The organism is Marivirga salinae, assembly GCF_030503855.1.
GTDB classification, from domain to species: Bacteria; Bacteroidota; Bacteroidia; order Cytophagales; family Cyclobacteriaceae; genus Marivirga; species Marivirga salinarum.
The window spans coordinates 2,684,893-2,696,469 of the sequence record NZ_CP129971.1; the positions used below are offsets into that span (position 1 = coordinate 2,684,893).

4 protein-coding genes are annotated in these 11,577 nt (G+C 34.6%); all 4 read left to right on the plus strand.

All coding sequences use genetic code 11. The features are described 5' to 3' along the window. Positions 1-117 precede the first annotated feature (117 nt). The 4 genes from QYS49_RS11340 to QYS49_RS11355 all read left to right on the plus strand — a co-directional run bounded on the left by QYS49_RS11340 (position 118) and on the right by QYS49_RS11355 (position 11,577). Positions 118-3,195 carry a SusC/RagA family TonB-linked outer membrane protein gene (locus tag QYS49_RS11340; protein ID WP_308347351.1) on the plus strand — a complete coding sequence of 1,026 codons (3,078 nt, stop codon included), beginning with the start codon at positions 118-120 and terminating at the stop codon, positions 3,193-3,195. An 11-nt stretch (positions 3,196-3,206) separates the two neighbouring features. Next, complete coding sequence (locus tag QYS49_RS11345; RefSeq protein ID WP_308347352.1) at positions 3,207-4,790, plus strand: RagB/SusD family nutrient uptake outer membrane protein; 1,584 nt, start codon at positions 3,207-3,209, stop codon at positions 4,788-4,790. Between the two features lie 85 nt (positions 4,791-4,875). After that, complete coding sequence (locus tag QYS49_RS11350; protein ID WP_308347353.1) at positions 4,876-8,220, plus strand: VCBS repeat-containing protein; 3,345 nt, start codon at positions 4,876-4,878, stop codon at positions 8,218-8,220. Positions 8,221-8,238: 18 nt separating this feature from the next. Then, positions 8,239-11,577 carry a VCBS repeat-containing protein gene (locus QYS49_RS11355; protein ID WP_308347354.1) on the plus strand — a complete coding sequence of 1,113 codons (3,339 nt, stop codon included), beginning with the start codon at positions 8,239-8,241 and terminating at the stop codon, positions 11,575-11,577.

Consider the following 11,577-nt stretch of genomic DNA (forward strand, 5'->3'; position numbering starts at 1 on the left):
TGTTAAAACCAAATAAAATATAAACAGTTATGTATTGAATGGAGTAAAAACAAATGTAAACTAGGAAAAATCAAAATTAAATTATGGAACTATTAAACGGCTAAAATTCAAAAATTCATGAGACACTTTTTACTAATTATTGCAAGTGTATGCTGGTTTTCCTTGGGAAGCCTTTATGCACAAGACAGAACAGTCAGCGGGACTGTTACTGACTCTAAAACCGGGGAAGGTCTTCCCGGAGTAAATGTATTGGTAGTGGGAACATCCGAGGGTGCTACTACTGATTTTGATGGGAAATATAAGTTGAGTATATCGGGAGATGTCAGCTTAAAATTCTCATACATTGGTTACAAATCCCAAACTATTGAAGTTGGGAGTAGAAGTGTAATCGATGTACAATTACAAGAAGATGTTGAACAGCTATCAGAAGTGGTTGTAGTAGGTTATGGCGAAGTAGAAGCCAGAGATGCTACGGGTGCAGTAGAGCGTGTTACCTCTAAGGAATTCAATGGGGGTGTGATTTCATCTCCAGAACAATTGATTCAAGGTAAATCTGCCGGTGTTCAAATTACATCTGCTTCTGGAGAACCTGGCGCAGGAGTAAGTATTCGTGTGAGAGGTAGTTCATCTGTAAGAAATGGTAATAATCCATTATTCGTAGTAGATGGTATTCCTTTGGCTGGTAATGATGTAACAGCTGGTGGACCAGATGGCGGATTAGGAACTTCTGCCCCAAGAAACCCTTTAAACTTCTTAAATCCGAATGATATAGCAAGTATGGATATCCTAAAGGATGCTTCTGCAACTGCTATTTATGGTGCTAGAGGTGCTAATGGAGTTGTGTTAATCACAACCAAAAGTGGTAAAGGCATGGGTAAAACAATTAGTTATGATGCTAATGTAAGTATTTCGGCTCCAGCAAATAGATATAATCTATTGAATAAAGATCAATATTTGCAAGGTGTTGCTGATTTAGGTTCTAATCCGGAAGATGTTAGATTTGATGATGCTGATACTGATTGGCAAGATCAAATTATGAGAACAGCTATATCAACCAAGCATGATATAGCTTATGGTGATTCTTATTCAACTGGTAGTTATAGAGCATCTGTTGGATATGAAAAGCAAAATGGTATTATTGAAAGTGCATCGTTAGAAAGATTCAATGCTCGTATTAATTGGAATCAAAAATTATTGGATGATAAATTAACCTTTAATACATCTACTAATTTTTCAAGAGTCAATGATAGTTTTGCTCCAATCACGAATAATGCTGGTTTCCAAGGTGATTTACTAGGTGCTGCTTTAGTTGCACCGCCAACACTTGCTCCCGATTTTGAAACATTAGGTTATTTAAATCCAAATAAATTATTAGAATATAATCAGGACTTAGCCGAAACAAATCGTGCGTTAATAAACATTTCTGCTGATTATGACTTAACTGAAAATTTCAATATTAGATTGAACGGAGGTCTCGATTATTCAAATTCAACAAGAAATACAGTTACTTCACAAGATTTGGTTATTGATACAAGAGGTATCACTAATAATGGTAGAGGGAGTAGTGTAAATATTGAAAATAGAAGTACATTATTTGAAGCGTTGTTGAATTACAATAAAAAAGTAGGAGAAGGCAATTTAGATATCCTAGCGGGTTATTCTTACCAAGACTTTCTTTATACAGGAAGATCTGTTAGTGGATTTGGTTATGGTACTTCTGATTTGAATGCAATGGTTGACCAAACCATTCAAGCAGGAAATGCTGTGAGAGGTGCTATCACCGGAGATTATCAGCAATTTGGTTATGCTGAAGGTGGAGATACCTTCTTTACGAATCAGTTTGGTGACGCTCCTTCTTTGGGTAATCCTGGTAGTGTGCCTGTTGATGCAGTGGTAGAAAATAACTATGGAAATTATAATGAGTTACAATCATTCTTTGGTAGAATAAATTATAGTTTGTATGATAAGTTTTTATTCACTGCAACAATCAGAACGGATGGTTCAACTCGATTCGGAGGGGATAACAAGTATGGAATATTCCCTTCGGGAGCTTTTGCTTGGAGAATTTCTGATGAGGATTGGGCAGCTGAGACTTTCGATAACTTAAAATTAAGATTAGGTTATGGTGTAACAGGTAATCAAGAAATTCCTCATAATCTTCATCAGAGAAGAGATTCTTATGGTGGGATTGACATAAATAATGATGGAACTGTTCAGCAGCCCGGAACTAGTCCAGTGGCATTTGAAAATCCTGGACTTAGATGGGAACAGACTTCAATGTATAATGGTGGGTTTGATTTTGGTATAATTAATAACAGATTAACAGGTAGTATTGATTATTACTACAAAAATACTGAAGACCTATTAATTCAAATATTTTCACCTCAACCAGCAGCTACTCCTTTCTTTTGGACTAATTTAGATGCAAATGTTGTGAATCAAGGATTCGAATTAATGTTAGATTATGTAGCTATTGATAATGAGAATTTGACATGGAATGTTGGGTTTAATGTATCAAGAAACGAAAATGAAGTTAAAAACTTAGGTGAATTTTTCTTTGATACTGGGAATATTTTTGGACAAGGACTTTCTGGTGCTTTTGCACAAAGAATTGCCAACAATCAGCCATTGTTTTCTTATTATATGGTTGAATCTAATGGGTTTGATGCACAAGGTTTTAATGATATCGAAGGTGAAAATCCAGAATTAGTGGGTAAATTCCCTATTCCTGTATGGAATTATGGATTCAATACTACTGTTGCCTACAAGAATTTTGACTTTGCATTATACTTGAATGGTCAAGGAGGCCACCACATTTATAACAATACTGCAAATGCATTCTTTACTGCAGGTAGTTTAGGAAGTGGTAGAAATGTTACAGAAGATGTATTGGAAAGTGGTGAGGCACAAGGTAATACACCTATCGTTTCAACTTATTTCTTAGAAAAAGCAGATTTTTTAAGAGTTCAGAATCTTTCCGTTGGATATAATTTTGATTTAGATGAAAACAGCTTTATTAAATCTATGAGACTTTCTGCAAATGCTCAAAATTTACATGTTTTCACAAATTATAGTGGGATAGACCCTGAAGTATCCAATACAGCAGCTAGAAATGGAATTCCTTCTTTTGGAATTGATTACACTCCATTTCCTAGACCACGAACTTTAACAATTGGTCTTAATGTTACATTTTAAAAGATATTAAAATGAAAAATTTTAAAAATATATTATTAACAACTTTGGCGGTCACTGCATTTAGTTGTACCGACTTAGAAGTAGAAGAAATAGATTCTGAAATAGTAGAACAAGATTTCAGTAATGTGAATGTCGGCAGTAGGCTTTCTGGAATGTATAATCAATTTGGCGAATATTTACATTCTCAAGAAAATACTTATGCTTTAATGGCATTAACAGGTGATGCTCAACTAGTTCCGACAAGAGGAACCGACTGGGGAGATGGAGGAGTTTGGAGACAACTACATCAACATAGTTGGAATTCAAGTCATCCTCAAATTTTAAATTCATGGAATCAATTAAATGAGTTTACTTTTGCAGCAAATCAAATCTTATTATCAAACCCTAGTGCTAAAGAGGAAGCTGAGGCAAGATATTTTCGTGCTCTAGCTAGGTTCTTGATTCTAGATTTTTGGGGTAAGGTACCTGATCGTGATCCTTCAGAACCAGTAGATGCAACACCAATAGTTTATAAAAGAGATGAAGGTGCTGAACATACTGTTGCTGAATTAATAGGTCTTATAGAAGAAGATTTATCTGATTCTTATATTAATAGTCTTCCATCTACTGGCCCAGGTGCTGGTGCAGATGTATTAAGAAGAGCTTCAAAAGCTTCTGCTTTACATTTAAGAGCAAAATTCTATTTAAACAAACATATACTTTTGAATGGCGCTACGGCAAATTCTAGTCCAGAAGCTGCAGATATGCAACAGGTAATTGAAGATGTTGATGCTATTACAGCTGAAGGTTTTTCTTTACAAGAGGATTTTTTTGGGATGTTTGAAACACCAGAAGCTAGTTCAGAATCAATTTATTTGATAACTGGGTCAAATGGTGCAAATCCAAGAATAGCGAATACACTTCATTACAACCATAGTTTTATACTAAGTGGTGGTGGATGGAATGGTTTTGCTACAACATCTGAATTCTATTCTTTATTTGAAGGACCGGAAGATACGAACGCTCCAGAAAGTGGTCAAGAAATTAGAAGGGGTTATGTTCCAGATAATGGTTTAGGTAGAGGTATGTTATATGGTCAGCAATATGGAACCGCTCTTGATAAAGATAGTGCTTATGCCTTGGAGACTAGAGGTGGAGAACCATTGTTCTTTACAAGGGAGATGCCAGAAGAACTGACTGGACATGGTGAAGCTACTGGTATCAGATTGATAAAATATCCTCCTATTCCTGAAGGAGGAGAGCCTGGTGTTGGTCCATCTAATCAAATTTTCTTTAGATATGCTGATGCTTGGTTAATGAAAGCGGAAGCTTTACACAGATCAGGTAACACGGGCCAAGCGCTTATAATGATTAATGAATTGCGTGATTTACGTGGCGCAACTCCTTTAGCAGGTCTTACTGATGATGATATCATTGATGAAAGAGGTCGTGAATTATACATTGAATTCTGGAGAAGACAGGATTTAATTCGATTTGGAAAATTCTTAGATCCTTGGTTGTATAAACCACAATCAGATGAAACAAGACTGTTATTTCCAATCCCAATTACAGCAGTAAGTACTAACCCTGATTTAGATCAAAACCCTGGTTATTAATTAATTTACTCAGTTAAAAAAAGGGTAATGGATTATTTTCCATTATCCTTTTTTTATACATTTAAGGTTTTAAAACCTATATTCGATGTTTAATAGAAGATCACTTTTTTATTACTGGAGTCTTATTTTTATTATGCTTATGGCTTGTGAAAACAATCCTGAAAGTGAAAAGACATCTGATTTAAAAACAAATACTTTTGAATTACTTGATTCAACTCAAACAGGAATAACCTTTCTTAATCAAGTAGAAAATAAATATAAATTCAATATTTTTTCCTACCGTAACTTCTACAATGGGGGCGGTGTGGGCATCATTGATATTAATAATGATGGGCTACAAGATATTATTTTTACGGGTAACCAAGTCAATAATAAACTTTACCTTAATAAAGGAAATTTCAAATTTGAGGACATTACTGAAAGCGCTGGATTGAAGGGATACGGAGGCTGGAGTACGGGGGTCAGCATAATTGATCTTAACCAAGATGGTTTTAAAGATATTTACATTAGCAATGCAGGTTACCAAGAAGGCAGTGAACCTGTAAATGAATTATTTATTAATAATGGTGATAACACTTTTTCAGAAAAAGCCACTGATTATGGCTTAGATGAATCAGGTTATACTACGCATGCTGCCTTTTTTGATTATGATGGAGATGGTGATTTAGATGTTTATATTCTAAATAATTCATTCATCCCTGTAAACACACTCAATAATAGCAATAAAAGAGATTTATATGCCGAAGATTGGGATGTAAAAGATTTTGTAAAAGGCGGTGGCGATAAATTGTTACGAAATGATAATGACAAATTTGTTGATGTAAGTAGAGAAGCAGGAATTTACGGTTCTTTAATTGGTTTCGGGCTTGGAGTAACAGTAGGGGATGTAAATGGAGATCATTTACAAGATATTTACGTTTCCAATGATTTCTTTGAAAGAGATTATCTCTACATCAATCAAGGAGATGGGACATTCTCTGAAGACAGTAAAAAATGGATGGATCATATGAGTCTGGCTTCCATGGGAGCCGATTTGGCTGACATCAATAATGATGGTTATCCTGAAATTTTCACCACTGAAATGATACCGGAAACGGATCAACTTATCAAACAGAAATTACAGTTTGAAAATTATAATACTTACCAACTCAAACTCCGAAGAGATTTTTACCATCAATACATGCACAATGCATTGCAATTGAATACAGGAAATGGAAGTTTTCAAGAAATAGCATGGTATGCAGGTGTTGCACAATCCGACTGGAGTTGGGGGGCTTTAATGTTCGATGCAAATATGGATGGATACAATGACATATTTGTTTGTAATGGTGTTTATCAAGATGTAACGGATGCCGATTTTATGGACTTCTTTGCAAATGATGTGGTTCAGCGTATGGTGCTGACTGGCAAAAAAGACAAAATGGAAGATATCCTTGCCAAGATGCCAAGTAATCCTCAAGCAAATAAAATGTTTATCAATCAAGGTAACTTACAGTTTGCCAGCAAGGAAAAAGAAATGGGCTTAGGTCAGGAGACTTTCTCAAATGGTGCAGCTTATGCTGATTTGAATAATGATGGAAGTCTAGACATTATAGTTAATAATCTCAATCACCCTTCAACAATTTATAAGAGTAATGCTAAGACAGAGAGCACTCACTTTTTAAAAGTAGCATTAGAATTTGAAAAGCCTAATCGTGATGCCATTGGGGCAAAAGTCCATGTATTTGGAGGAGGATCTCAATTCTACCGTCAAATGATGCCAAGTAGAGGTTTCCAATCTTCGGTTGATTATAATCTTCATTTTGGAATAGGTGAAATTCAAAAATTAGACTCAATTAAAGTCATCTGGCCTAATAAAATGATAAGTATAATTGAAAAGCCTGCAATTGATACTTTGCTCACCGTTGATTATAAAAATATATCTAAAAAAGAAGGGACAGTTAAGACTCCATTTTTGAAAGAATCAAAAGAGCAGTATTTTAAGCAGGTAAATAATGATTTTAAAAAGCATGAAGAAGATAATCATGTTGATTATTATTATGAGGGGCTGATTATGAGGATGCTCTCAAAGGAAGGACCTTCAGTAGAGGTAGTCGATTTGAATAATGACGAATTAGAAGATGTAATTATAGGCGGTGCAGTAGGTCAAGTAAGTAGTATTTATTATCAGCAACCTAATGGTCAATTCAAATCTAAAGAATTGAATGATCAGGAAAATGAAGTGACCGCTATCCATGCTTTTGATGCTAATGATGATGGTTTATTGGATATATATTTTGGTTATGGTGGAAACCATACTTCTGCAAATTCAGCTGTTTTTAATGATAAGTTGTTTCTACAAACTGCCTCAGGTGATTTTGAAGAACAATCAAATGCAATTCCAGAAATAGGATATAATACTTCAGTTGTTTTAAGTTTTGATTATGATGAAGATGGTGATTTAGATTTATTTGTGGGGAGTCGATCAGTTCCTCAGGAATATGGTCAAAGCCCGAAAAGCTTTTTGTTTGAAAATGATGGAAATGGAAACTTCAAGGATATGACTATCAGAAGAGCAAAAGAGTTGGATGGGCTTGGAATGATCACAGATGCGAAAATAGAAGATATCAACCAAGACGGTAATCAAAATTTAATTATTTCAGGCGAATGGATGGGCATTGAAATATTTGAAATTGCAGGTAAACAGCTGAAAAGAATAGAGTATAATCCTTTAAAGGATTTAAAAGGCTGGTGGAATTCTGTTGAAGTAGCTGATTTGAATAATGATGGTATGCCTGATTTGGTATTAGGTAATAGGGGCGAGAATTTCTATTTCTCAGCTACTGATGAAAAGCCAGTTAAGATTTGGCTTGAGGATTTTGACTCTAATGGTGATAAGGATAAGATTTTGACTAGAACAATCGATGGAAAAGATATGCCCATTCAACAGAAAGGAGAAATGATTGGTCAACTCCCTATATTGAAAAAGCAAAATTTGAAATATAAAGATTATGGCACTAAATCCATTGAAGATTTATTTGGTGCTGAAAAAATTAAAGATGCATCCAATAAAACAGTTAATACTTTCCAAACAATGGTTATGCTTAATAAAGGAAATGGTGAATTTGAAAAAGCAAATCTGCCAATTCAAGCACAATTATCAGCAGTTCATTCAGTAGAAATACTGGATGTTAATCAAGATGATAATTTGGATTTGATATTGGCTGGTAATGAAGAAGGCTTTAAACCGCAATATGGTAAGTTGGATGCCAATGATGGTTTAGTGTTGTTTGGAGATGGTGAAGGTAATTTCAACTCAATGAATGAACATAAAAGCTTAGGAATCAGAGGAAATGTTCGCTCTATCAATTCTATTCAAATCCAAAACCAAAACTATTTACTATTTGGTATCAATAATAAAGAAGCTGTTCTACTACAAATCAGGAAATAATAAATGAAAGTTAGCATAGTGAAGAGAATTAATTTCAAGTATAATACTTCATACTTAATAAGCAGTTTTTCGCTTATTGTTTTAAGTCTATTTTCAGCATGTCAGGATTCAGAAGAATCATATTTTGAATTATTAAAGGCAGAAAAAACTGGTTTGGATTTCGAGAATACCTTGGAGCAAACCACGGAATTCTCCTTTTTTGATTATATGTATTTCTACAATGGAGGAGGAGTAGCTGCAGGAGATTTTAATAATGATGGTTTGGTCGATTTATTTTTCACTTCCAATATGGGAGAAAATAAGCTTTTTCTAAATCAAGGTGACTTCAAGTTTAAAGATGTCAGTAAAGAAGCAGGAATTGTAGGGGAAGGTTATTGGTCAACCGGAGCTTCGGTGGTAGATATTAATCAAGATGGAATGCTAGATATCTATGTAAATGTAGTAGGTGATCATGAAATCCTGAAAGGATCCAATCAGCTATTTGTTTGCAAAAAAATAGAAAATGGAATTCCTGTTTTTGAGGATGAAGCCATCGCTTATGACTTAGACTTGGCTGGTTTTGGTACACAAGCAGCTTTTGCTGATTTTGATAAAGATGGTGACTTGGATATGTTCCAGTTGAATCACAGTATACATCAAAATGGGACTTTCGGAAAAAGAGAATCTTTTGAGGAAGAAACAAGTAATGTTTCCGGAGATCGATATTTCAGAAATGATAATGGCACATTCATAAATGCAACCGAAGAAAGTGGTATTAATAGTACTGTTATTGGCTATGGTTTGGGTGTAGTGGTCGGTGATGTTAATAATGACGGCTATCCTGATATTTATGTGGGCAATGATTTTCATGAAAATGATTATCTCTATATCAATCAGCAGGATGGTACTTTTAAAGAGATGCTGACGGAGCAAATGCAACATACCAGCCGATTTTCAATGGGTGTAGATATGGCAGATATTAATAATGATGGCTTTAACGATATCATTTCTTTAGATATGCTCCCATACGATCCTCAGATTTTGAAGAGTAGTTTGGGAGAAGAAGCCTTTGATGTTTATCGCTTTAAAAAGGATTTTGGTTATAACGACCAATTTGCTCGTAACAACTTGCAATTGAATAATCAAAACGGCACTTTTAGTGAGATTGCGCTATATGCCGATATCTATGCTACAGATTGGTCTTGGGCACCGCTTTTTATGGATTTTGATAATAATGGCCAAAAAGATTTATTCGTTTCCAATGGGATTCCGCGCAGAATGAATGATATAGACTATATCAATTATATGAGCTCAAATGAGAATCAGCGAAAAAAGACTGAAATGGGCATAGTAGATAAGGAGGATTTAGAAATAGTGGAGCGAATGCCGAAAATCAAATTGCCTAACCGCTTCTTTTCCAATAATAAAGACCTGACTTTTGATGATGTAAGCTCTCAAATCAGCAATAATCAAAATTCTTATTCTAATGGTGCCATTTATGTGGATTTAGACAATGATGGTGATTTAGATATAGTAGTAAATAATTTAGAAGACAAGCCTTTTATTTATAAAAACACTGCTGTAGAAGATAATAGAAGTGGGAAGTATTTACAATTAGAATTAGTAGGCAGTGAGAATAACCGAAATGCCATCGGAAGCCGAGTTATTGTAAAACAGAAAAATAATGAAAGTTTGAGCTATGAATATTTCCCTGTGAAAGGCTTTCAAAGTTCTGCACAAGATAAATTGCATATTGCAATAGGAGATAGTAGTCAGGTTGAAAATATCCAATTGATTTGGCCAGATGGAAGCACTCAAAATCTGAATAATCTTAAATATAATAAAGTTCACAAGGTCAAATATCAAGATGGTTTAGACTCTTTTGATTTCGCATCACTTCATCCAACTAATTTTGATTACAGAGCCATTGAGTTGCAAGATTCTTTAGGTTTAGATGTAGTACATAAAGAGAATCAATTTGTAGAATTTATCAGAGAACCTTTAATGCCTCATATGGTATCTTCTGAAGGGCCAGCTTTAGCTGTAGCTGATATCAATGGAGACGGTAGAGAGGATTTTTTTATTGGATCTTCCAAGCGTGAAGATAGTCAGCTCTGGATACAAACTGAGGAGGGGAAATTTAAATTGATGGAACAGCCATTAATCCAAAACGATCATACTTTTGAAGATGTTAATGCTGTTTTTGCCGATATAGATAATGATGGAGACCAAGATTTAATTATTGCATCCGGAGGAAATGAATACAGAGGAGATTCTGAATATATTACACAGAGAGTTTATTTGAATGATGGTAAAGGTAATTATAATGATAAATATGTATTTGAAAACAGCCATATGACGGCTTCTTCAGTGGCCGTTGCAGATTTCAATGGCGATGGTTTTCAAGATGTGTTTTTTGGCGGTCGTGCGGTTCCTTATGGATATGGATTAGCACCAGGATCTAAACTTTACTTCAATAATCAAGACGGAACTTTTAAATTAGCAAATAATGTGATGGCTCCATTTTTAGATGAAATGGGAATGATAACTGATGCTTCATCAGCAGACCTAAATGGAGATGGGAAACCCGATATTATCTTAGCTATTGAATGGGAGAGTATTAAACTCATGATTAATGAAGGTGATAAATTTGTACTTCATGAAGTTGGAAATGAGAAAGGGTGGTGGAGACACATAAAAGCAGGTGATTTCGATGGTGATGGCCATATTGATATTATTGCTGGAAATATTGGCGAAAACTCAAGGTTTAAGCCAACTGAGGAAGAACCCGTCAATTTATATATCAAAGATTTTGATGATAATGGTCAAACGGATCCTTTATTGACCTATTATCTTGATGGTAAGGAAATTCCGTTTGCCAATCATTCGGAGATCTTAAAGCAATTGCCTATGCTCAAGAAAGATTGGAAATATGCGCAGGATTTTTCAAAGGCAGATTTAAGCGATGTTTTTGGACGAGATGCTTTAGAATCTGCTGAAAAGTTATCAGCTAATGATTTTTCAAGTTATTTTTATAAAAATAATGGCGATGGGGCTTTCGAAGCCATAGCCTTACCGATGGAATTACAAATATCTTCTCTTAATGCCCTAGAATTTATAGATGACGATAATCGGGAACTATTAGGGGCTGGAAACTTTTATGAGAATAATATTGAAATGGGTAAATATGATGCTCAATATGGAACAGTATTTCAATTACAAGATTCTATCATTAACATTAAGAAAGTGAAAGCCTTGAAATTGGATGGTCAAGTGAGAAACATAAGATCAATCGATGTGAATGGTGAAAAATATTTTCTGGTTAGCAGAAATGACAATAGTTTGAAATTGATAACATTCGATAAGATAAATAATTGA